The 23,874-nt window shown below is 57.5% G+C and carries 21 protein-coding genes; 18 read left to right on the top strand and 3 right to left on the bottom strand.

The window, feature by feature from the left end:
• Positions 1–282: 282 nt before the first annotated feature.
• The 16 genes from gltB (at position 283) to gspM (ending at position 19,490) form a co-directional block, all read left to right on the top strand.
• Entirely contained in the window at positions 283–4,731 is a 4,449-nt protein-coding gene (gltB, locus tag FJD38_RS08625) for a glutamate synthase large subunit (RefSeq protein WP_146384873.1), read from the top strand.
• Positions 4,732–4,853: 122 nt separating this feature from the next.
• Positions 4,854–6,272, top strand: coding sequence for an FAD-dependent oxidoreductase (locus FJD38_RS08620; RefSeq protein ID WP_146384871.1), 1,419 nt, complete (start codon positions 4,854–4,856; stop codon positions 6,270–6,272).
• Between the two features lie 225 nt (positions 6,273–6,497).
• Entirely contained in the window at positions 6,498–7,568 is a 1,071-nt protein-coding gene (hemE, locus tag FJD38_RS08615; RefSeq protein WP_146384869.1) for a uroporphyrinogen decarboxylase, read from the top strand.
• A 451-nt stretch (positions 7,569–8,019) separates the two neighbouring features.
• Positions 8,020–9,474, top strand: coding sequence for a lytic polysaccharide monooxygenase (locus FJD38_RS08610; protein WP_244302709.1), 1,455 nt, complete (start codon positions 8,020–8,022; stop codon positions 9,472–9,474).
• A gap of 84 nt (positions 9,475–9,558) precedes the next feature.
• Complete coding sequence (locus FJD38_RS08605) at positions 9,559–10,050, top strand: cytochrome b (RefSeq protein ID WP_158637855.1); 492 nt, start codon at positions 9,559–9,561, stop codon at positions 10,048–10,050.
• A gap of 51 nt (positions 10,051–10,101) precedes the next feature.
• Positions 10,102–10,635: a type II secretion system protein N gene (locus tag FJD38_RS08600; RefSeq protein WP_244302708.1), complete on the top strand. Its 534-nt coding sequence runs from the start codon at positions 10,102–10,104 to the stop codon at positions 10,633–10,635.
• A 9-nt stretch (positions 10,636–10,644) separates the two neighbouring features.
• Entirely contained in the window at positions 10,645–12,570 is a 1,926-nt protein-coding gene (gene gspD, locus FJD38_RS08595; RefSeq protein ID WP_146384866.1) for a type II secretion system secretin GspD, read from the top strand.
• Positions 12,567–14,039, top strand: coding sequence for a type II secretion system ATPase GspE (gene gspE, locus FJD38_RS08590; protein WP_158637854.1), 1,473 nt, complete (start codon positions 12,567–12,569; stop codon positions 14,037–14,039). The genes gspD and gspE overlap by 4 nt, the downstream gene beginning before the upstream one ends.
• Before the next feature lie 2 nt (positions 14,040–14,041).
• Complete coding sequence (gene gspF, locus FJD38_RS08585) at positions 14,042–15,253, top strand: type II secretion system inner membrane protein GspF (protein ID WP_146384864.1); 1,212 nt, start codon at positions 14,042–14,044, stop codon at positions 15,251–15,253.
• A 3-nt stretch (positions 15,254–15,256) separates the two neighbouring features.
• Positions 15,257–15,694, top strand: a complete 438-nt coding sequence (gspG, locus tag FJD38_RS08580) for a type II secretion system major pseudopilin GspG (protein WP_122785182.1) — start codon at positions 15,257–15,259, stop codon at positions 15,692–15,694.
• A gap of 6 nt (positions 15,695–15,700) precedes the next feature.
• A complete protein-coding gene (gene gspH, locus FJD38_RS08575) occupies positions 15,701–16,189 on the top strand; it encodes a type II secretion system minor pseudopilin GspH (protein ID WP_146384862.1) in 489 nt (162 codons plus the stop codon).
• Positions 16,179–16,547 (top strand): type II secretion system minor pseudopilin GspI, encoded by a 369-nt coding sequence (gspI, locus tag FJD38_RS08570; RefSeq protein ID WP_122785180.1) that lies wholly within the window; start codon positions 16,179–16,181, stop codon positions 16,545–16,547. Before gspH ends, gspI begins: the two co-directional genes overlap by 11 nt.
• A complete protein-coding gene (gene gspJ, locus FJD38_RS08565; protein WP_146384860.1) occupies positions 16,540–17,100 on the top strand; it encodes a type II secretion system minor pseudopilin GspJ in 561 nt (186 codons plus the stop codon). The genes gspI and gspJ overlap by 8 nt, the downstream gene beginning before the upstream one ends.
• A complete protein-coding gene (locus FJD38_RS08560) occupies positions 17,100–17,960 on the top strand; it encodes a type II secretion system minor pseudopilin (RefSeq protein WP_146384858.1) in 861 nt (286 codons plus the stop codon). Before gspJ ends, FJD38_RS08560 begins: the two co-directional genes overlap by 1 nt.
• Complete coding sequence (gspL, locus tag FJD38_RS08555; protein WP_146384856.1) at positions 17,953–19,044, top strand: type II secretion system protein GspL; 1,092 nt, start codon at positions 17,953–17,955, stop codon at positions 19,042–19,044. Before FJD38_RS08560 ends, gspL begins: the two co-directional genes overlap by 8 nt.
• The gene (gene gspM / locus FJD38_RS08550; protein WP_122785176.1) at positions 19,041–19,490 is read left to right on the top strand and encodes a type II secretion system protein GspM; all 450 of its coding nucleotides are present in this window, start codon (positions 19,041–19,043) and stop codon (positions 19,488–19,490) included. Before gspL ends, gspM begins: the two co-directional genes overlap by 4 nt.
• 9 nt (positions 19,491–19,499) lie before the next feature.
• Here the strand turns inward: gspM and FJD38_RS08545 are convergent, their stop codons facing one another.
• On the bottom strand, positions 19,500–20,747 hold the full coding sequence (locus FJD38_RS08545) for an MFS transporter (RefSeq protein WP_411736501.1): 1,248 nt from the start codon (positions 20,745–20,747) through the stop codon (positions 19,500–19,502).
• A gap of 154 nt (positions 20,748–20,901) precedes the next feature.
• On the opposite strand from FJD38_RS08545, the gene FJD38_RS08540 reads away from it, so the two are divergent.
• Positions 20,902–21,804, top strand: coding sequence for a LysR family transcriptional regulator (locus FJD38_RS08540; RefSeq protein ID WP_122785174.1), 903 nt, complete (start codon positions 20,902–20,904; stop codon positions 21,802–21,804).
• A gap of 371 nt (positions 21,805–22,175) precedes the next feature.
• Here FJD38_RS08540 and FJD38_RS08535 read toward each other — a convergent pair whose 3' ends face one another.
• Positions 22,176–22,358 (bottom strand): DUF6124 family protein, encoded by a 183-nt coding sequence (locus tag FJD38_RS08535; RefSeq protein ID WP_122770841.1) that lies wholly within the window; start codon positions 22,356–22,358, stop codon positions 22,176–22,178.
• A gap of 414 nt (positions 22,359–22,772) precedes the next feature.
• On the opposite strand from FJD38_RS08535, the gene FJD38_RS08530 reads away from it, so the two are divergent.
• Entirely contained in the window at positions 22,773–23,156 is a 384-nt protein-coding gene (locus FJD38_RS08530; RefSeq protein ID WP_146384852.1) for a type II toxin-antitoxin system PemK/MazF family toxin, read from the top strand.
• A 218-nt stretch (positions 23,157–23,374) separates the two neighbouring features.
• Here FJD38_RS08530 and FJD38_RS08525 read toward each other — a convergent pair whose 3' ends face one another.
• Entirely contained in the window at positions 23,375–23,821 is a 447-nt protein-coding gene (locus tag FJD38_RS08525; protein ID WP_122785171.1) for an excinuclease, read from the bottom strand.
• Positions 23,822–23,874 lie beyond the last annotated feature (53 nt).

Genomic DNA, 23,874 nt, shown 5'->3' with positions numbered 1-23,874 from the left:
GATTGTGCATGCGGCTTTTAAGCCGCATGCCTCTTGGTGTCTGTGCCGCGCAGCAGTCAACATCAAAAATGTTTTGACTAGCACGAGCAATCGCTTTAAACCTTTCATAAATGCGACACGAATTTATGGCAAAGCGCCGCTTAATTTGTGGGTCTTTATGACGGTGTGTAGAATGACCACCCTTTTGCCCCTGCCAAGCTGGCGTACGTTCAGCGCGGGAAGCAAGTGGTTGAATTAAAAGAAATTTGCCCTTTTATGGGGCAGCCTGGTGAGAAAGTGTCTATGAAAGCAGGTCTGTACCACCCCGATGAATTCAAGGATAACTGTGGTTTCGGCCTGATTGCCCACATGCAGGGCGAACCCAGTCATACCCTTCTGCAAACTGCCATTGAGGCCCTGACCTGCATGACCCACCGCGGTGGGATTAACGCAGACGGCAAGACCGGTGACGGTTGTGGTCTGCTGATTCAAAAGCCGGATTTGTTCTTGCGTGCAGTCGCCCAAGACCATTTCGGCATCGATTTGCCCAAGCAATATGCCGTGGGCATGGTGTTCTTTAATCAGGACCCAATCAAAGCCGAAGCGGCGCGCGCCAACATGAACCGCGAGATTCTCGCAGCCGGCCTGCAATTGGTTGGCTGGCGCAAAGTGCCGATTGATACCAGCGTGCTGGGTCGTCTGGCGCTGGAGCGTCTGCCCCAAATCGAACAAGTGTTCATTGGTGGGGACAGCCTGAGCGATCAGGACATGGCCATCAAACTGTTCAGCGCCCGTCGCCGCTCCTCGGTGTCCAACGCGGCTGACAGCGATCACTACATCTGTAGCTTTTCCCACAAGACCATCATTTATAAAGGCCTGATGATGCCGGCGGACCTTACCGCCTTCTATCCAGACCTGAGCGATGAGCGCCTGCAAACCGCAATCTGCGTGTTCCACCAGCGCTTCTCCACTAACACTTTGCCGAAATGGCCGCTGGCTCAGCCGTTCCGCTTTCTCGCCCACAACGGCGAAATCAATACCATCACCGGCAACCGCAACTGGGCGCAGGCCCGTCGCACCAAGTTCGCCAATGATTTGATCGGCGACCTCGACGAACTCGGGCCGTTGGTCAACCGCGTGGGTTCTGACTCCTCCAGCATGGACAACATGCTCGAGTTGATGGTCACCGGCGGCATCGACCTGTTCCGTGGCGTACGCATGCTGATTCCACCGGCGTGGCAGAACGTTGAGACCATGGACCCCGACCTGCGGGCGTTCTATGAGTACAACTCGATGCACATGGAGCCGTGGGACGGCCCTGCGGGCGTGGTCATGACCGACGGCCGCTACGCCGTCTGCCTGCTCGACCGTAATGGCCTGCGCCCGGCGCGTTGGGTCACGACCACCAATGGCTACATCACCATCGCCTCGGAAATCGGCGTATGGGACTACAAGCCGGAGCAGGTGATTGCCAAAGGCCGTGTCGGCCCGGGTCAGATTCTTTCGGTCGATACCGAAACCGGCCAGGTGCTGGACACCGACGCCATCGACAATCGCTTGAAGTCGCGCCACCCGTACAAGCAATGGCTGCGCAAGAATGCCCTGCGCATTCAGGCCACCTTTGACGACCACGACCACGGTTCGGCGTTTTATGACGTTGACCAGCTCAAGCAATACATGAAGATGTATCAGGTCACGTTTGAAGAACGCGACCAGGTGCTGCGCCCGCTGGGTGAGCAAGGCTACGAAGCGGTCGGCTCCATGGGCGATGACACCCCGATGGCGGTGCTGTCTCAGCGTGTGCGCACGCCGTATGACTACTTCCGTCAGCAGTTCGCGCAGGTCACCAACCCGCCGATTGACCCGCTGCGTGAAGCCATCGTCATGTCGTTGGAGATCTGCCTCGGTGCCGAGCGCAATATTTTCCAGGAATTGCCCGAGCATGCCTCGCGTGTGATCCTCAGCTCGCCGGTCATCTCGCCTGCCAAATGGCGTTCGTTGATGAACCTCGATCTGCCGGGTTTCGAGCGTCAGATCATCGACCTCAACTACGACGAGACCCTTGGCCTTGAAGCGGCTGTGCGCAACATCGCCGATCAGGCTGAAGAAGCGGCCCGCGCCGGGCGTACGCAAATTGTCCTGAGCGATCGTCATATCGCGCCTGGCAAGCTGCCGGTACACGCCTCGCTGGCGGTAGGTGCAGTTCACCACCGCTTGACTGAAAAAGGCCTGCGCTGCGACAGCAACATTCTGGTCGAAACCGCTACCTGTCGTGACCCGCATCACTTTGCTGTGCTGATCGGTTTCGGGGCTTCGGCGATCTATCCGTTCCTGGCGTACGAAGTGCTGGGCGACTTGATCCGCACCGGCGAAGTGCTGGGCGACCTTTATGAAGTGTTCAAGAACTACCGCAAAGGCATCACCAAAGGCCTGCTGAAAATTCTTTCGAAGATGGGCATTTCGACGATTGCTTCGTACCGTGGTGCGCAGCTGTTCGAAGCCATTGGCCTGTCCGAAGAAATTTGCGACCTGAGCTTCCGTGGCGTACCGAGCCGCTTGAAGGGCGCGCGTTTCGTCGACCTTGAAGCCGAGCAAAAACTGCTGGCCGCTGAAGCCTGGAGCGCGCGCAAGCCGATTCAGCAAGGCGGTCTGCTCAAGTACGTACACGGCGGCGAATACCACGCCTACAACCCGGACGTGGTCGCCACCCTGCAAGCCGCCGTACAGCAGGGCGACTACAGCAAGTTCAAGGAATACACCGCACTGGTCGACAAGCGTCCGGTGTCGATGATCCGCGACCTGTTGCAGGTCAAGACCCTCGATACGCCGCTGGCCATCGAAGAGATCGAACCGCTGGAGTTGATTCTCAAACGTTTCGACTCCGCGGGTATTTCATTGGGCGCCTTGTCGCCCGAGGCCCACGAAGCGCTGGCCGAAGCCATGAACCGCTTGGGCGCACGCTCAAACTCCGGCGAAGGCGGCGAAGACCCGGCGCGTTACGGCACCATCAAAAGCTCGAAAATCAAGCAAGTGGCCACGGGTCGTTTCGGTGTAACGCCGGAATACCTGGTCAACGCTGAGGTACTGCAAATCAAGGTCGCTCAAGGCGCCAAGCCGGGCGAGGGCGGGCAACTGCCGGGCGGCAAGGTCAACGGCCTGATCGCTAAATTGCGCTACGCCGTTCCGGGCGTGACCCTGATTTCGCCACCGCCACACCACGACATCTATTCCATCGAAGACTTGTCGCAGCTGATTTTTGACTTGAAGCAAGTCAACCCCAAAGCCCTGGTATCGGTGAAGCTGGTGGCTGAAGCCGGCGTCGGTACTATCGCCGCGGGCGTGGCCAAGGCCTATGCCGATCTGATTACCATCTCCGGCTATGACGGCGGTACTGGCGCATCGCCGCTGACCTCCATCAAGTACGCGGGCGCACCGTGGGAACTGGGTCTGGCTGAAACCCACCAGACACTGCGTGGTAACGACCTGCGTGGCAAAGTGCGTGTGCAGACAGACGGCGGTTTGAAAACCGGCCTGGACGTGATCAAAGCGGCGATTTTGGGCGCTGAAAGCTTCGGCTTCGGCACCGCACCGATGATCGCTCTGGGCTGCAAATACCTGCGTATTTGCCACCTCAACAACTGCGCCACAGGCGTGGCCACGCAGAACGAATCGTTGCGTAAAAACCACTACATCGGCACCGTCGATATGGTGGTCAACTTCTTCACCTACGTGGCTGAAGAAACCCGTGAGTGGCTGGCCAAGCTGGGCGTTCGCAGCCTTGAAGAGCTGATTGGCCGCACCGATTTGCTCGACATTCTGCCCGGCGAAACCGCCAAGCAGCAGCACCTCGACCTGACGCCGCTGCTGGGCAGCGACAACGTGCCGGCTGACAAGCCGCAGTTCTGCGAAGTGGATCGCAACCCGCCGTTCGACAAAGGCCTGCTGGCCGAGAAAATGGTCGACATGGCTACGGCTGCCATCAATGACATGAGCGGCGCAGAGTTCGAACTCGACATCTGCAACTGTGACCGTTCCATTGGTGCTCGAATCTCGGGTGAGATCGCCCGCGCATACGGCAATCAGGGCATGGCCAAAGCGCCCATCACCTTCCGCTTCAAAGGCACTGCCGGTCAGAGCTTTGGTGTGTGGAACGCCGGTGGTTTGAACATGTACCTGCAAGGCGATGCCAACGACTACGTCGGCAAGGGCATGACCGGCGGCAAGCTGGTGATCGTTCCGCCTACCGGCAGCGTGTACAAGACTCAAGACAGCGCAATTATCGGCAACACCTGCCTGTACGGCGCCACCGGCGGCAAGTTGTTTGCAGCGGGCACGGCGGGCGAGCGCTTTGCGGTGCGTAACTCCGGTGCTCACACCGTGGTTGAAGGCACGGGCGATCACTGCTGTGAATACATGACAGGTGGTTTCGTCTGTGTACTGGGCAAAACGGGTTATAACTTCGGCTCGGGCATGACTGGCGGTTTCGCCTACGTGCTGGATCAGGACAACACCTTCGTTGACCGGGTTAACCACGAGTTGGTGGAAATCCAGCGTATCAGCGGCGAAGCGATGGAGGCGTACCGCAACCATCTGCAGCACGTGCTGGACGAATACGTGCAAGAGACTGACAGCGAGTGGGGTCGCAACCTCTCGGAAAACCTCGATGATTACCTGCGCCGTTTCTGGCTGGTTAAACCTAAAGCGGCGACGTTGAAGTCTCTGCTTGCCAGTACTTTGGGCAGTCCGCAGTGATGCTGCAGCAATCGGCAAGCTTTGAGCGACCCGCTCAAAGCAGCGCGCGGTGTGTCGGGTTTATACGATTTTTTTGCAGCTTGAAGCTTGTAGCTTGCAGCTGTTGTAAAGAGGTTTAGAAGATGGCCGAACGTCTCAGCAACGACTTCCAATTCATCGATGTCGGGCGCAAAGATCCGAAGAAGAAACTGTTACGGCAACGCAAAAAAGAGTTCGTGGAAATCTACGAACCCTTCAAGCCCCAGCAATCGGCCGAGCAGGCTCATCGCTGCCTGGGTTGCGGTAACCCGTACTGTGAATGGAAATGCCCTGTGCATAACTTCATTCCCAACTGGCTCAAGCTGGTGGCCGAGGGCAACATCCTCGCCGCCGCCGAGCTGTCACACCAGACCAACACCCTGCCTGAAGTGTGTGGCCGGGTGTGCCCGCAAGACCGTCTGTGCGAGGGTGCCTGCACCCTCAACGACGGCTTTGGGGCCGTCACTATCGGTTCGGTAGAGAAGTACATCACCGACACCGCGTTCGCCATGGGCTGGCGCCCGGACATGTCCAAGGTGGTGCCGACCGGCAAGCGCGTTGCCATCATCGGTGCGGGGCCTGCGGGTCTGGGCTGTGCCGATGTGCTGGTGCGCGGCGGTGTGACGCCGGTGGTGTTCGACAAGAACCCGGAAATCGGCGGCTTGCTGACCTTCGGCATTCCCGAGTTCAAGCTGGAAAAAACCGTACTGAGCCACCGTCGAGAAGTCTTCACGGGCATGGGTATCGAGTTCCGTCTCAATACCGAAATCGGCAAAGACATCAGCATGGAAGAACTGCTGGCCGAGTACGACGCGGTCTTTATGGGCATGGGCACCTACACCTACATGAAAGGCGGTTTTGCCGGTGAAGACCTGCCCGGTGTGCACGATGCGCTGGATTTTCTGATCGCCAACGTCAACCGCAACCTGGGTTTTGAAAAGTCGCCGGAAGACTTCGTCGACATGAAAGGCAAAAAGATTGTGGTGCTGGGCGGTGGCGACACGGCGATGGACTGCAACCGCACGTCGATTCGTCAGGGCGCTAAATCGGTGACCTGTGCCTATCGTCGTGACGAAGCCAACATGCCGGGCTCACGTAAAGAAGTGAAGAACGCGAAAGAAGAGGGCGTGAAATTCCTCTACAACCGCCAGCCGATTGCCATTGTTGGGGAAGGCAAGGTGCAGGGTGTGAAGGTGGTCGAGACGCGTCTCGGCGAGCCGGATGCCCGTGGTCGTCGCAGTCCTGAGCCGATTCCGGGTTCTGAAGAAATCATTGCGGCGGATGCCGTGATTATTGCCTTCGGTTTTCGCCCAAGCCCGGCCACGTGGTTTGAGCAGTTCGAGATCCAGACTGACAGCCAGGGCCGCGTGATTGCGCCTGAGCAGTCGAAGTACAAGCACCAGACCAGCCATCCGAAGATTTTTGCGGGTGGTGACATGGTGCGCGGTTCTGACCTGGTGGTGACCGCGATCTTCGAAGGCCGTACGGCAGCAGAAGGGATCATGGATTACCTGGGCGTCTGAAAACCCCTCACCCTAACCCTCTCCCAGAGGGAGAGGTGACTGGTTTGAAGGTGTTCTTGAGCGTGCGCGCGGTCAGCTCCCTCTCCCTCTGGGAGAGGGTTGGGGTGAGGGAAAAGCCTCACCCCGATGCGACTAATCGCCCCGATAGATAAAAGGCACGGCACTTGCCGTGCCTTTTGCGTCCGTCTCTGAGAAAATGCCCGCACTTTTCTTCCGGACGCTGACATGACTGATCTCAAGAATGATCGTTTCCTTCGCGCTTTGCTCAAGCAACCCGTTGATGTAACGCCTGTCTGGATGATGCGTCAGGCCGGTCGCTACCTGCCGGAATACCGTGCCAGCCGTGCCAAGGCCGGCGACTTCATGAGCCTGTGCAAGAACGCGGAATTCGCCTGCGAAGTCACGATGCAGCCTCTGGATCGCTTCCCGCAGCTGGATGCGGCCATCTTGTTCTCCGACATCCTGACTATTCCCGATGCTATGGGCCAAGGCCTGTACTTCGAAACGGGTGAAGGCCCGCGCTTCAAGAAAGTGGTCAGCACCCTGGCTGACATCGAAGCACTGCCGATCCCTGATCCGCAAAAAGACCTCGGCTACGTGATGAACGCCGTCAGCACCATCCGCAAAGAGCTAAATGGCCGAGTGCCATTGATTGGCTTCTCCGGCAGCCCTTGGACGCTGGCCACCTACATGGTTGAAGGTGGCTCGTCCAAAGACTTCCGTAAAACCAAGGCTATGCTCTACGACACGCCACAGGCGATGCACCTGCTGCTCGACAAGCTTGCCCAGTCGGTCACCTCTTACCTGAACGGTCAGATTCTGGCCGGTGCCCAAGCGGTGCAAATATTCGATACCTGGGGCGGCAATCTGTCCTCTGCGGCTTACCAGGAATTCTCCCTGGCCTACATGCGCAAAATCGTCAGCGGCCTGGTCCGTGAGCACGAAGGGCGTAAAGTGCCGGTGATTCTCTTCACCAAAAACGGCGGTCTGTGGCTTGAAAGCATTGCTGATGCAGGTGCCGACGCCTTGGGCCTGGATTGGACCTGCGATTTGGGTGAAGCCCGTCGTCGCGTGGGTAATAAAGTTGCGCTGCAAGGCAACATGGACCCTACCGTTCTGTATGCCAACCCGGAGGCGATCCGCACCGAGGTCAAACGCATTTTGGCCAGCTACGGCAAGGGGTCAGGTCATGTGTTCAATCTGGGTCATGGCATTACCCCTGAAGTGAAACCCGAGCATGCAGGCGCCTTTATTAGCGCGGTGCATGAGTTCTCAGGGCAGTATCACCAAGAGTAAGCACTATCTTTTTTTAAAAACCCGGCACTGCCGGGTTTTTTTATTCCTGTATAAAAGTTGGTAAGGGGTTGGCGAGAACTTTAAATGCCTAATTTATAGGGAGAAAATCTTCGGGTGATTAAATAGTAACAAATATTTTCAGACTTATAAGTTTTATTATTGGGAATAGAGCCACTTCGCTTAAAGACATTTCCTACATAAAGATTATTTCAGCTCTGTAAAATCCAACGGCGATTGAACCCATTTTGTGCGTAGTTTGTTAATACGGTGTAAGTGTTTTCTGAAGGTGGCTGATGTATGTGACCTGAGTTCAGGTTGTGAATGTCTGTTGTCATTGGAATGTGTAAGAGATGTCTGCGCAGATGCGCGAAATGTTTAGTCTGATCCAACTTAGTTGCTCTATAAAAAACGACCTAGTGTCGATTCAATAATGAACTGAAGGGTTTTATTTATGACAATTGCACTTTCAAAGTCTCGGGCTTTGATGGGGTGTGCATCCTCATTGACGTTAATGGCTGCCATGTTCGCGTCCCAACAGGTAGCCGCGCACGGTTACATGAGCGAACCCCCTTCACGGTCCTATGCGTGCCGGATCAATCTCAATACTGGCTGTGGCCCTGCAACTGATGAGCCGCAATCCGTCGGTGAAGGCGCTAAGGGCTTTCCAGTATTGGGCCCTCCCGATGGCCAACTGGCCAGTGGTGGCTTGACACAGTTCGGCACCATTGATGCTCAGTCGGCGACTCGTTGGCACCAGAGTGACGTGACTGATCGCAATATCAAGTTTGCTTGGCAGTACACCGCTGCCCATAAAACCACCAAATGGGAATACTTCATCACCAAGGCGGGGTGGAATCCTAACCTGCCACTGAGCCGTGAAAGCTTTGACACGGCACCCTTTTGCGCCGTCGATGGCGCGGGTGGTGTACCGGTTGACGGTGCTGAAGGCACTGGAGGCCCAGGCGCTCAAAAGCATGATTGCGTCATCCCTTCCGATCGCACCGGCCATCACATCATTTTGGGTGCCTGGACCATTGATAACACCGGCGCTGCTTTCTACAACGTAGTTGATGTCAATATCCTTGCAGCTGCGCCAGATCCAGACGGGTATGCCAACGTCGGTACGCTGACAGCCAACCAGTCCCTGCTGCCAGGCGACTCGGTCAAGGCTCGCGCTTTCACAGGCAGTGCTGAAAGTGCTGAGTACAGCTTCAGCGTGAATATCGATTCTGTGGAAGAGGGTCAACCTGAGAATTGGTCGTTCAAGCTGGCTGAAGCTGTAAACGCAGCCAATAAGCCTGTACGTGCCGGTATTCGCAATGAAGAGGGTGTGATCGAGCCAATCAAAGGCACCAATAGCTTCTTCGCCAAGGCAGAAAGCGGTGTCACCACCTACCAAATGCAGACCACGCTGGTTCCCGATCCGGAAGCCTATATGCATGTGCATGATGTGGCGGGCGAGTACGTGCTGGACAAAGGCCAGGTCGATGTTGGCTTTACGCTGATGACCAATAAAAAAATTGACGTTGAAGCCACCGTTTTCGACGCAAATAACAAACAAGTTGGTGTCACAAAGCAAACCATCGACGCTACCACTGCTCCCGTTAGCGTGGCGGTACGAAGCGCGCCGGGTGCTCACTCCCTTAAGTTGATTGCCACCAGTGAAGACGGTCGTGAGAATTTCCAGGACCTTAAAGCACTCACTCTGACCGGTGAAGGCAGCAGTCATGAGTTCGATGCCATCTACCCGGATGATATTGCCAACTACAAGGTAGGCACCGCGGTCCTGCAACCACAAACCGACAAGGTTTATGTGTGCAAGATTGCCGGCTGGTGCTCACAGGCCCCTGCTTACTATGCGCCTGGTACAGGTTCGCATTGGTCTGATGCCTGGACCGAGAAGTAACCAACGTTAAAGCATCGGGCGGCTCGTTATGAGCAGCCCGATGCTCAATAGCAGGTGAGAGTACGTACCATCATGAAATATTCGATGTTGCAAAAAGTGCTGCACGGATTCTCGGCACTGACAATTATCTGGTTATTGATCTCGGGTTTTTATGTCGGATTAATAAGCGAAAATTTAGCCCTGAAAGTCTTTGTGGGTGAACTTAATGTGTCAGTGAGCTTATTACTGGCGCCTGTGTTTTTGTTGCGTCTATATGTCTCTTTTGGACGAGGATATGGTGCTTTAGCGGGTGAGAAGAGTCTGACGCCGTGGCTGGCATTTTTTGTTCACACAATGATGTATATGTCGGTAGTTGTTGTCCTCATTTCCGGTGTTTTAATGATGGACAGGCCGATAATTTTTTTTAACGTTGTTACGTTTTCCCAGCCCTTTAACAGCATGGATGTGACTGGCCTATTTGGCCGCATTCATACACCTGCCTGCGTGTTGCTGGCAGCGCTGATAACCCTGCATGTGGCCGCAGTTATCAAGCATCAGCTATCAGGACAGTCGGTTATCAAACGAATGTTTTGTTAAAGCGCTCTTTATTTTTGGCAGAGGCGTTGCAGGTTCAGTGATGAAGCAGTTTTGAATATTTCGACAGTAGCGCTCAACCGCTATTGGGCGACAACAGTGGGTTGGATAGTGCTGGCATTGCCTCTGGGCTATGGCGGCTTTTTGGCGTGGCAAGAATGGGTATATAGCCAGTCCCTGAGTGCCGTGACGGTATCGGCTCCGCCCAGTGCGCCGACCCCGCCAGCCCCCCGGCAGTACACGCCCGATGCCATTGCCACAGTGCTGGGCTTCGCGACTCAGAGCCCTTGGGTGCAGAGCGCTGAGCCGCTGCAACTGCGGGCCAGCTTTGTCTCCAGTCGCGGTGTCTCCCAGGCATTGCTTGCGGGTGCACAAAGCACACGGTTCTACGCAGAGGGTGAGCGGTTACCCAGTGGCAGTGTTTTACGCCGCGTTGAGGCGAGCCATGTCGTGCTGTGGCGCAATGGCCGCGAAGAACGGTTAACCCTCAAGCCCGCCAGTAAACACGTTTTACCCGTTTCGGGCACGCCCGGCGCAGCCTCGCCAGCGATCTCCCTTCATCTGCGGCCCGTTGCCGAACAACCTTAGAGAAACCCAATGAGCAAACCCAATGCGTTCAGCATCGGTCATCTTTTGACGTGTAGTGTCATCTGCTGTGCGCTGCTCTCACCCGTTTGGGCATCAGCAGAAGAACAGTTCTGGCAGCTGGCGATGAAGGATGCCGAGCTACGTGATGTGGTGCAGGAAATGTCATCTGTTTTGGGCACTACCGTGGTGCTGGATCCCAGGGTGCAAGGCCGCGTGACGGTTATTTCCGAGCAGGCGCTGGACCGCGAAGGCGTACGTCGGCTGTTCTACTCGGTACTCGATGCCCACGGCTTCACGATCATCGATCAAGGGGATCGGTTGTTGATTCTCCCGGCCGCCGATGCCAAAGCGCGGCCAACCCATTCGCTGGATGAGCCAGCCCCTGCCGAAGCCTTTGTCACTCAGGTCATAGAACTCAATGCCAGTGTGGCAGCCGATCTGGCGGGTTTATTACGCCCCTTGGTGTCCAGCAATGGTTACGTTGGCCCCTCTGCCTCGGCCAACGCGCTGATTATTACCGACACGGCGGCCAATACTCAGCGCATTGCTGACATCGTGCGTCAACTGGATGCCGGTACGCGTTATGGCCACTCTATGGTCGAGCTCAAGCATGGTCTGGCCAGTGACATTGCCAAGGTTATCGAGAAGTCGCTGGATAAAAAAACCACGGGGGCGAGCAGTCAGGTCATCGCTGATCTTGCGAGTAATCGTCTGGTGATCCTGGGCAGCGATGGCGCGCGCAAGCGTTTAAGCGCACTGGCTCGCTCGCTTGACACACCAGCCAGCGCTCAGCAAGAGAACTCACGGGTGCTGCGCCTGCGCCACAGCGATGCCAAGCAATTGGCCGAGGTGCTGGCTGCAGTCGGTCAAGGTATGAAACAAGAGACTGCGCTGGCGGGTGCGACGCAGAAAGCCAGCTCACGCGAGGTGATGGTTGCGGCGGATGAGAGCCAGAACGCTCTGGTCATCATGGCCGACCCGGCGCAGGTTCGTACGCTGGAAAATATCGTGCGTCAGCTCGACCAGCCACGTTCACAAGTGTTGATTCATGCGGCAATCGTTGAAATCTCCGGAGACATCGTTGAAACACTGGGCGTGCAATGGGGCGTCAACACAGGCGGCACACAAGGCGGGATAACCTTCCCGGGGACGGGCATCCAGATCGGCGCGATGCCTTCAAGCGATATAAAAATGCCTGAGGGGGCTGTACTGCAAGTCGGTACCGATCGCTTTAACGCCCTGATATCAGCGCTGGCCAGCGACACCAACAACAACGTGCTATCCACCCCCAGCCTGTTAACCCTGGACAACCAAGAGGCTGAAATTCTGGTGGGGCAGAACGTGCCTTTCAAAACCGGCTCCTACAGTGGCACGGGTAATAGCTCAGAAGGCCCCTTCACCACCGTCACGCGTCAGGACATTGGTATCAGCCTCAAGATCAAACCGCATATCAATGAAGGCAGTTCGCTGCGTCTGGAAGTCGCGCAGGAAAACTCTGAAATTGCGCCGTCACTGCAAGGTGTCGATTCAACGGACTTGATTACCAACAAGCGTGCCTTGAAAAGTACGATCCTGGCTGAAGACGGTGAAATTATCGTCATCGGCGGATTGATCAAGGACAGCGTGCGTACTCAGGTCAGCGGTGTGCCTTTGCTGCGTAGCATTCCCTATCTGGGCGCCTTGTTTCGCTGGAATAAAGACACTCATACGAAAACCAACTTGATGGTTTTTTTACGCCCGACCATTGTGCGCAGCCGTCACGATTCGCGCGAGATCAGCGAAAAACGCTACAACGCTTTGCGAAATCTCAGCAAGCCTGCTTCCCAAGACAGCAATTCGCTGTTGTTGCCGGTCGACCCGCATCAACTCTTCGAAGGCAACCTGCAAGACCCGCCAGCCGTGGACCTGCGCAAACCTGAAGCAGATCGCCCATGATGCCGACGGCCGCACGTTTACCTTTCAGCTTTGCCCGGCGTTTTGGCGTGTTGCTGGACACGTCTACAACCCCCGCGGCCTTGTTGATTCGCGCCGACACCCCGTTGACGGCACTGGCCGAAGCACGGCGGCTGGCCTGCGGCGAGGTGGCCGTTGAGGTCATCACCGACACGCAATTTGGCGAAGTGTTGGCCAGAAGCTACAGCACCGGCCAAAGTGCAGCTGAACAAGTTGCGCAAGGGCTGGACGACGAACTTGACCTGATGAGCCTGGCCGAGCAAGTGCCGCAAACGGCGGACTTGCTGGAGCAGGAAGGTGACGCCCCGATCATTCGTCTGATCAATGCGCTGCTGCGCGAAGCCATGCGCGAGAAAGCCTCGGACGTGCACCTGGAAACCTTCGAGCATTACCTGTCGGTACGCATGCGCATCGACGGCCAGTTACGCGAAGTGTTAAGGCCCAAGCGTGAGCTGGCCAACTTGCTGGTGTCGCGGATCAAAGTCATGGCCCGGCTGGATATTGCTGAAAAACGCGTGCCACAGGATGGTCGTATCAGCCTGCGGCTGGCCGGGCATGAAGTCGATGTGCGGGTGTCGACTTTGCCTTCTGCCCACGGTGAACGGGTTGTGATGCGCTTGCTCGACAAACAGGCCGGGCGTCTGGACCTCAAATGCCTCGGCATGCCGGCCGACACCCTGAGCCGATTTGAACACGTGTTGGCCCGCCCCCACGGCATCTTTCTGGTGACGGGGCCCACCGGTTCAGGCAAAACCACCAGTTTGTACGCCGCGCTCAGCCACCTGAATCACGAGACCCGCAATATTCTGACCGTCGAAGACCCGGTGGAATATCACTTGCCGGGCATCGGCCAAACGCCGGTCAACACCAAAGCCCAGATGACCTTTGCCCGTGGTTTGCGAGCCATTTTGCGTCAGGACCCGGACGTGGTCATGGTCGGTGAAATTCGTGACCAGGAAACCGCCGAAATCGCCGTGCAGGCCTCGTTGACCGGGCACCTCGTGTTGTCGACCTTGCACACCAACAGCGCCATTGGCGCTGTCACCCGGCTGGTGGACATGGGCGTAGATGCTTATCTGCTGGCGTCCTCGTTGGTGGGCGTCTTGGCCCAGCGCCTGCTGCGCACCCTGTGTGCTGACTGCAAAACGGCGTACAGCGCCGATCCGGCCACCAGCGTTCGGCTTGGCCTCGCGCCTCAGGCCGCCCCCACCCTTTTCCGCGCCCGGGGTTGCAGCCACTGCCAGCAAGGCTACCGGGGGCGCACCGGTATCTATGAACTGATCGGCATCACCCCGACCTTGGCCGGTCTGATTCACCAGGGCGCCAGCGAACCGGATCTGGTCCTCGAAGCCCGGCAAGGCGCTCCCAGTTTGTTTCAGGACGGTCAGCGGTTGGTGCTCGAAGGGCTGACCAGCCTTGACGAACTGTTGCGTGTGACCCAAGAGGACTGAACATGCCAGCCTTTGAGTATCAGGCGCAGGACGCCAATGGGCGCAAATGCCGCGGGTCACAAGAAGCCGACAGTGCCCGCCATGCCCGTCAGCTTTTGCGAGAACGGGGTTTGCGCCTGACCCACCTGAGCGAGCCTAAAAAGGGCCGGGCTCAGGGCAGCCATGCCCAGTCGGGTACGCGGCTGGGCGTGACCGATCTGGCCTTGCTGACACGCCAGCTGTCGACCTTGATTCATGCAGGGTTACCCTTGGAAGAAGCATTGGGTGCCGTCGCAGCACAAAGTGAAAAGCGCCGAGTCAGTCAATTATTAGCCGCCGTGCGCAGCCGGGTAATCGAAGGCCATGCACTAGCAACGTCACTGACGGCCTTTCCCAAGGCCTTCCCCGAACTCTTTCGTGCCACGGTCGCAGCCGGTGAGCGCAGTGGCCATTTGGGCCATGTGCTGGAGCAGCTGGCCGACTACACCGAGGCCCGGCATGCGTCGCGGCAAAAGATTCAACTGGCCCTGGTGTATCCGCTGATTCTGTTGGTGGCTTCGTTCTCGATTGTCGGTTTTTTGCTCGGGTACGTAGTGCCCGACGTGGTCAAAATATTTATCAACAGCGGCCAGCCGCTGCCTGCATTGACCCAGGCCATGATCGCCGTCAGCAGCGGCTTGCGCAGTTACGGCGGGTGGCTGCTGGTTCTGTTGTTCGCGGCCGTGTGGGCGGTGCGCTGGGGCTTGCGCCAGCCTCGTTTGAAGCTGCGCTGGCACGTACTGCTGCTTAACCTGCCACTGGTGGGCGGGGTGCTACGCGCGATGGAAGCCGCGCGGTTTGCCAGCACCCTGTCGATCCTCGGCAAAAGCGCCGTACCGCTGGTAGACGCGCTGGAAATCTCGGCCACGGTGATCGCGAATCTGGCCATTCGCCAACGCATGCTTGATGTCGCCCGTTCGGTACGCGAAGGCGGCACCCTGGCCCGAGGGCTGGAACGCAGCGGTGATATCCCGCCCATGATGCTGCACCTGATCGCCAGCGGCGAACGCGCCGGTGAGCTGGACAGCATGTTGGGGCGGGCGGCCGAACAACAGGAAAAAACCCTCGCAGCGCGCATCGCACTGGTGGTGAGTTTGTTTGAACCCATCATGTTGGTGCTGATGGGAGGCGTGGTGTTGTTGATCGTCATGGCCATCCTGCTGCCCATTCTTAGCCTCAATCAACTGGTGAATTGACCGATGAAAACCTCTGCAAAATACGCCCAACGCGGTTTTACGCTGATCGAAATCATGGTGGTCGTGGTGATTATTGGCGTCCTCGGCGCCATTGTTGTTCCGCAGTTCATGAGCCGCCCCGACCAAGCCAAAGTGACGGCGGCGAAGACTGATATTCAGGCCATCTCAACCGCCCTTGAGATGTACCGCCTCGACACCTTCAGCTACCCCTCGACCCAGCAGGGCCTCGAAGCGCTGATAAAGCAACCGTCGGGCACACCGGTGGCTAAAAACTGGAACCCCCAGGGCTATCTCAAAAGCATGCCGAAAGACCCGTGGGGCATGCCTTATCAATACCTGAACCCTGGCACTCACTCCGCGAGCTATGACCTGTTTTCCTTGGGTTCCGATGGCGTACCCGGTGGCGAAGCACATGCCGCTGATATCGGTAACTGGGAGTAAAAGGGCATGCGGCAGGCATCGTCGGGTTTTACCTTGGTCGAACTGATGGTGGTCATTGTGCTGATCGGCGTACTGGCCTCGATGGTGCATATCAACCTGGGCGACAACAACGCCCGCAATGCCCGTCAAGAAGCGGATGTATTACAGAGCTTGATGCACGGGCTGCGCGAGAAGGCCGTGCTTGATGGCCAGGAATATGGCCTGCGGCTAGAACCGGGGGCTTACCAATTGATGCGCTTTGAGCTCAATCGCTGGGAGGCGGTCGACACGCGAGTGTCACTGCCGTTCGGTCTGGTGCTGAACTTAACCCTGGACGGCCAGACCCAGCCTCTCGTGCCCTTGGCCGACATGCCGCAATTGTTGTGGTTGAGCAGTGATGAAAGCACCGCCTTCAGTCTGCACTTCGACAGCCCGCCCCGGCGCTGGCGCAGCATTGTCAGCGATGGCATCGGTGACCCTGAAATTGAAATACCTGAGCCAGCCAATGAAGGCTGAAAAGGGCTTTACCTTATTGGAAATCATGATTGCTCTGGCGATCTTTGCCACGCTGGCTGCGGCTGTCATGTCGGCCAGTCAGTATGTGCTGGGGCAAAGTGCGCGTGTTGAGGCCCGGCTATTGGCCGCATGGCTGGCCGACAATCATCTGGGTGAACTTGAGCTGCAGAGCGCGCCGTTGGTCACAGGGCAACGCACCCTTAATGTGACCTACGCGCAGCGTGACTGGCGCGTGCACCAGCGCATTGTGTCCGAGCCCGGTACCGGTTTGCTGCGGGTCGAGCTGGACGTCAGCCCGGCAGGCAGCGATGAGGCTTTGCAGTCTGTGACCCACTGGCTGGCCATCAAGCATGACTAAATCTCAGGCCGGTTTTACCTTGCTTGAACTGGTGATCGCCATTGCCATCTTCGCTTTGCTGGGCATCGGCTGTTGGCGCCTGTTTGACAGCGTGGTGCGCGCCGAGCGCAGCAGCACTGAGCATCAGCAGGCCCTGCGCAGCGTGCAACGTGCCGTCGCGCTGATTGAGCGCGATGTGCTGCAGGTGCAAACCTCGGCCAAAAAAACGGGTCTGACCCTGTCTGCCAATCAACTCTCCCTGCGCCGGGCCAACTGGCGTAATCCGTTGGGCCAGCCACGCAGTGAATTGCAGGACGTCAGCTATCAATTGGAAAATGGCGTGCTGTGGCGCCATAGCCGTGGGCTGGAAGGGGGAGCGCTGCAACAGCAAAAGCTGCTCAGCGATGTACGCAGTGTTCGCTGGCGGCTGTACGACAGTAAAAACGGCTGGCGCCAGCAGTGGCCGACCCGTAAAGACGCCTCCGTTGACGGGCCCAAAGCGCTTGAATTGCAGCTCTCGGTTGGACGCTTCGAGGGTATTCGCCGGGTGCTGTTACTGCCGGAGGGCGAGTAATGCGGCGCAACCAGCAAGGCATTGCCCTGATAACCGTATTATTGGTCATGAGCCTGGCCCTGCTGGTCACTGCGGGTATGTTGCGCAGCCACCGTCTGGCGCTGCACAGCAGCGCCCAGCAGATTCACCAGTTACAGCTTCGAAAGCTGGCGTTTGCCGGGGAAACCTGGGCGCTTGAGCACCTCAAGACCCAACTGCGCGACCCGGCGACCAGCGTCGCGGCAGGACAAGTCTGGGCCAACGCTCAGCCTCAATTGAATATCGACAACGGCCGGATTGAGGTTGAAATCGAAGACCTGGCCGCCCGTTTCAACATCACCGCCTTACTCGCCAAAGGCCCGGCCGACAAAGTGCTGGCGCAACGCTGGAACCGTCTGCAAGCACTGCTCAAGCTCTCAGAGGTTGAGGCCAGCGCATTGCAAGGCTTAAACCTGAGCGACATCAGCCAATTGCGCCAAGTGCCCGGCATTGACGGCCCGTGGCTCAAGACCTTGCAGCCGTGGGTTGTGCTGTTGCCCAAGGAGGCGGCCCTCAATATCAACACCGCGTCTGCCACCGTGCTCGCCACGCTGGAAGGGGTCACGCCGCACGTGGCTAATCAATTATTCGCTGAGCGCCCCTTGCAAGGCCATGCCAGCGTTCAGGACTTCACCTTCACCCCGGCGCTGATCGGACTGGGCGTTCAGGCCACAGGCTTGGGCACCACCAGCCGCTGGTTTCGCATCACCACTCATGCGCGCCTGGGCCAAAGCCGCTTACGTCTTGAAAGCGATGTGGCCCGCGACCTCAAAACCGATAAGTGGCACCTCTTGCAGCGGCGCTTGTTGGCGCCCAAACACAGCGAATCCCTTGATGAATAGCTGGCTTTATCTCACCGCCCACTGCGTTGCCGAGGGGGCTGAAACAGACGTCGATACGGCTTGCGTGTCTGTCTGGCACGACCCGGCAGCCATAGAAAGTACTTCTTTAAATGAAGCAGCGGCCCGATTGAAAGACCGTCAGGTCAACCTGATTCTGCCGATGGAACGGTGCAGCTGGTTGCTCACAGAGCCTTGGCCCAATAAGCGCCGGCCCGGCGCACAAGCGCTGGCCTTCGCTGTAGAAGACCAACTGGCTGACGATCTTGATGAATTGCATATTGCCGTAGGGCCAATGGATGCCCAGCGTCGGTATCCCTTGATGATTACTCACAAACAGCGCTTCAAGGAATTGCTGGAGCTGTTGCGTCAGCGCGGTTTCAACATCGTCAGTGTGCAAGTGGACGCTGACCTGCTGCCCGCAGAGGCTGCGTGCAAGGCCGAGTGGGGTGGGCGCTGGATTGTCGGCGGGGCCCTGGAAGCCCGGCTGGCGTTGTCGGGGCCGGCACTCGATCTCGTGGCGGCTCGCTTGCAGACACCTCTGACTGAGCGTGCCATCGACTGGAACGTACCGCCCAAAGAGGCCATCAACCTGCTGCAGGGCGAGTTTGCACGTCGTTCTCAAGGTTGGCCGTGGCGACGATGCAGTGCGGCGTTACTGCTTACGTTTGCCTTCGCACTGGGGTTTACCCATCTGCGCAGCAGCGTGCTTGAAGACGAAGCCGCTCGTGTGTATGCCCTGAGTGAAGCGCGATTCAAAACCCTGTATCCGGAGCAAACCCGCATCGTCGACTTATCTGCGCAACTCAAGGCATTGCAACAACAGGGCGCTCCTGCTCGCAACGGCCACATGGTCCGACTGCTGCAATTGACCGAACAGGTGCTGGGCGCCAGCTCTGTCGAAGTGCAACGCATGGAGTGGCGAGCGAATATCGGCTGGGTACTGAACATCACCGCCAGCAGCTTTGCCCAGCTCGAACACTTGCGTGAACGCGGTGTGCAAAGTGGCATACCGGTCACCGTGGGTAACGCCAGTCAGCAGGGCGGCCGTGTTCAGGCCATTGTCACCGTGAGGGATGAATCATGAAGGCTCGCCTGCGTGAACGCTGGCTGCAACTGCCACGACGTGACCGTCAATTGTGCGCAGTCCTGGCTGTTTTTTTGCTGATTGTCGTGAGTGTTTATGGGCTGTGGTTACCGGCACGGCAACGACTGGCAACGGCTGAGGCGCTCTACCTCAAACACCTTGCGCAAGCGGCTGACGTTCAGCAGGCCCGCCCGACGCTGGCCGCCAAAGTGTTTGATCAACCGTTGAGCACGCGCCTGAGTGAAAGTGCAGCCCGTTCGGGGTTGAACGTGCAGCAATTCGACGTCGATGCCGCAGGCATACGTATTGGCTTGAATGGCGATGCCACCACGGTGCTGGGCTGGTTGCATCGCATCGAACAAGAAGGGGCTCAATTTGAAAACCTGAGTCTGGAAAAACAAGACTCAGGCTTGCAGGCTCAACTGCTGATCAACAACCCGGAATAGTGCTTGGGGTCACGCTTTTTTGGCATTGCCCGGCAGTACCGGCAGCCGGGCCAAATGCAGCGACACCAGCAGCGCAATCACCAGCAACGCGCCAATAAACAGGCCGATGCCGTTCCAGCCGCCGATGTGCCAAAACACGCCGCCCAACGTGCCAGCAATGCTCGAACCGGCGTAATAGCTGAACAGGTACAGCGACGATGCCTGGCCTTTGGCCTTGGTGGCTCGGCGCCCGATCCAGCTGCTGGCTACCGAGTGGGCGCCGAAGAAACCGAAGGTGAACAGCAGCATGCCGATGATCACAAATGGGATGGGCGTCAGCATCGTCAGGGCAACCCCGGCCAGCATCAGCACAATCACCGCCCACAGCACCCGGCGACGGCCCAGCTTGTCCGCCAGGGCACCGATTTTTGCCGAGCTGTAAATGCCTGACAGATAGACAATCGAGAGCATCCCCACCAAGGCTTGATTCATGTTGTATGGGTCAGCCAGCAGGCGATAACCGATGTAGTTGAACATCGTCACAAAGCTGCCCATCAGCAAGAACGCTTCAAGAAACAACCACGGCAGGCCAGCGTCGCGAAAGTGCATGGTGAAGCCATCAAGCAGGCTGCGCGGGTTCATGGCCCGTGGGCGAAAATTGCGCGATTCCGGCAGGATTTTCACAAACACCAGTGCGGCCGCCAGCGCCAGCCCGCCAATCACCAGCATTGCCGTGTGCCAGCTGACAAAGTCGATCAACACGCCGGTGATCAGGCGCCCGCTCATGCCGCCAATGGCGTTGCCGCCGATATACAGACCCATCGCCAGCCCGATGTGTTGCGGGTGAATTTCTTCGCTCAAATAGGTCATGGCCACTGCCGCCAGCCCGCTCAGCGACAAGCCCACCAGCGCGCGAGTGATCAATACGCCTTCCCAGCTCGGCATCAGCGCACTCAATACCGTAAATAGACCGGCTGAAAACAGCGCAAAAACCATCACCGGCTTGCGCCCGAAAGCATCTGAAATAGGCCCTGTGATCAACAAACCAATGGCCAGCATGGCGGTGGCCACCGACAGGATCAGGCTGCTTTGTGCCGCATTGATCCCGTACTCATGGGACAGCATCGGCATCATCGGTTGCACGCAGTACAGCAAAGCAAAGGTCGCAAACCCGCCCGAGAACAGCGCCAGCACCGTGCGCATAAACATCGGTGTGCCTTTCTCGATAAACACATCATTTAATTGAGCGACAACATCATCCAGCGGCGCAGGCGGGATTTCGTGGGCGAGTGGAGCAACAGCAGTTTTCACGGGGGACCTCTGGAAAAGCGGAAAGCCGAACGGCAATGACAAAAGAATATAGGCGGCTAACGATTCTTTCCAATATATTATTCGACCTGTTTGATAGGTTTAACGACTTAATGAGGTGTGCATGGAACTGCGTCATTTACGCTACTTCATAGCGGTGGCCGAAGAATTGCACTTTGGCCGGGCTGCGCAGGTGCTGGGCATTTCCCAACCGCCGCTTAGCCAGCAAATACAGGCCCTGGAGCAGGAGTTGGGCGCGCGGTTGTTTGACCGCACCAACCGACGGGTGGCGCTCAGTGAAGCGGGGCGGTTGTTTCTGGAAGAGGCGCGTCAGGTGCTGGCTCAGGTCGACAAAGCCGCGGATGTGGCGCGACGGGCGCAGTTGGGGGAATTGGGTGAACTGAAGATTGGTTTCACCTCGTCGGCCCCCTTCAACTCCAGCATTCCCCAGGCCATCTTTGCGTTTCGTCAGGCCTTCCCGGCGGTGCACCTGAACCTCAAGGAAATGAGCAGCCGCGACGTGGCCGAAGGGTTGGTGGATGAGTCCATCGAAGTGGGCATCATGCGACCGTTGGCCTTGCCCGACTCGTTGGTGGCCGTGGAGTTGTTCCGTGAGCCATTGGTGGCGGTGATTCGGGCGGATCACCCGTTGGCTGAGGGCAGTGAGGCGGGGTTGCAGTTGGCGGCGTTGGCGGACGAACCCTTTGTATTCTTCCCGCGCACCTACGGCAGCGGTTTGTACGCGCAATTACTCAGCCTGGCGCGGCAAGCGGGGTTCAGTCCGCATTTTTCACAGGAGGCGGGGGAGGCCATGACCATTATTGGTCTGGTGTCGGCGGGGTTGGGCGTGTCGGTGTTGCCGGCGTCTTTTCAGCACATGCGCATCAAAGGGGTGGTTTACCGGCCGTTGCTGGATGCAGATGCGAACACGGCCGTGTGGCAAGTGCAACGCAGAGGCTCCAGCTCACCGATGGCGAGTGCGTTTGCGCAGTTGTTGCGGCGCAAGACGTTGCAGCCCTCACCCTAACCCTCTCCCAGAGGGAGAGGGGACTTGATCGTGGTGTGGCGCACATTTGCTTGCACACAAAGAGGGTGGCAGCTGTACGCGGGTGTGCAAGACCGAGGATATAGAACTCGGCAGACTCGAAAGTCTCCCCCGCACAGCCGCCATAAGGCGGACTGACGTTACTGCGCTATATCCTTCGAACTTGCACGTCCGGTCACCCATGGGGGATGACGCATCGAAGGCTAGTGATCGAAAGAGGCAGGCGCAAGGCCAAAGGATTCTCTAGGAATCGTCCTGCAAAGGAAAGGGACCGCGCCCGCAGGCATTGCCGCAGCGCCTCCGATCAAGTCCCCTCTCCCTTCGGGAGAGGGCTAGGGTGAGGGTCGTGCGGATCACCCGGTCATCAACTTATCCACAGACACTTTCACCTGAGCAATCAAATGCACGACAGCCAACGCCACGTCGCGGTTGAGCCCTTGCAGGTTATCGGCCGATGCATACGCGGTCGCGAGGGCGCACCGCAGCAGTTCATGGGTGTGTTCGAAGGTTTGATCGTAGTCGGGTGCGGGAGTCATGGTTCAGTTCCTTTCGTTAGTTAAGAGCTGACGCCATTTGCTTGCACACAAAGAGGGTGGCAGCTGTACGCGGGTGTGCAAGACCGGTCGAAAGGAACGCAATCCCGGCAGGCGCGAAGACCTCCCACGTACAGCCGCCATAAAGCTGGATATTTGGCGGTGATTTCCATGTTCCTGACTCGACTCGAACTTGCACGTCCGGTCACCCATGAGGGATGACGCATCGAAGGCTAGTGATCGAAAGAGGCAGGCGCAAGGCCAAAGGATTCTCTAGGAATCGTCCTTCAAAGGAAAGAGACCGCGCCCGCAGGCATTGTTACCGAGTGATAAAACAGGACATTTGCCGTCATACAACGGGCTTGGAATGTTGAAAGTAAAGCTGCGCAAAATCGCTTCTTTTTTCGGGTTCAGCCAATGTCCCTCCTCTATCAGCCGAAAGAAGGCACTGTGCTTATTTGTGATTTCAGGGGCTACGAAGTGCCGGAAATGATCAAGGTTCGGCCCGTTGTGGTCGTGCGTAAACACCGCACCAATCGTCAATTGGTAACGGTCATTCCCTTAAGCACCACCGAGCCACAATACATGTTGGACCATCATCTTCAGTTGCAAAGTCATTTGCAGGGAGCGAGCCCTGTCTGCTGGGCAAAATGTGACATGGTGGCCACCGTTAGCTTGTCTCGACTGGACCGGATAAAAACGCGTGACAGGCAAGGTCGTCGTATTTATATGGTTTCACAACTTGAAACACATGAGTTCATAGCCATCAAAGCCGCTGTACGGTGCGCATTGGGGTTGTGAGGCACCGGAAAAAACGATGAGCGGGCAAATAGGCGGTTGCCTAAAATTAGGCTCAGCGCGATACTCGCCTCGTTCCCGAAAGGGGCTTGTGAGACTCTGAGGATCCTGGGCAACCAGCCATCGCAGAGCCGGACAGACACAGTGCGATGACAAGCCAGTCTGTTTGTGAATGAGGCGCCGAAAGGCGCCTTTGTCGTTTCTGCACTAACAGGTTTTTCTCAATCCACCTTCGCCAGGTTACCTTTCAGTGCCACCCCGGCAATGACTGCGCCGGCATGACATTCGTAGGTTTTCGGATCTTTGCGTTCGTTCTTTTTGTAGTAACTGGCGATGTCAGTGACTGCATTTGCGCCGACGTTTTTCGCCGCTTGATGCAGTGTGATCAACGCTGACTGCAACGCCCAAGAGCAGGCTTGATAATCGGTTTTGTTAAAGGCATTGGTTTTTTTGTTGGTCACCACCCCCGGTGTGACGACGCTGGCTTTGCCCGCTGGCGTGTTGCCCGCCAAGTAAAATTTGACGCTGCCATCGATCTTGCCGGTGCTGATGGCTTCGGTCACAACCTGATCAAAAGGTAAAAATAGCGCCGTGTCGCGCGCCTGACTAATGGCAGGCAGGGTGCCCAGTAGCAATGCGGTGGCAGTTGCCAGTGTCTTGAATTGCATTGTTGTCTCCTTGACGTTGGGTAAGAACAGCGTTGTTAGGGTTAAACGGTCAA

This window comes from Pseudomonas saxonica (genome assembly GCF_007858365.1).
Taxonomy (GTDB): Bacteria; Pseudomonadota; Gammaproteobacteria; order Pseudomonadales; family Pseudomonadaceae; genus Aquipseudomonas; species Aquipseudomonas saxonica.
Note: the sequence above shows the minus strand (reverse complement) of the source record. Positions and strands in the feature narration are given on the sequence as shown.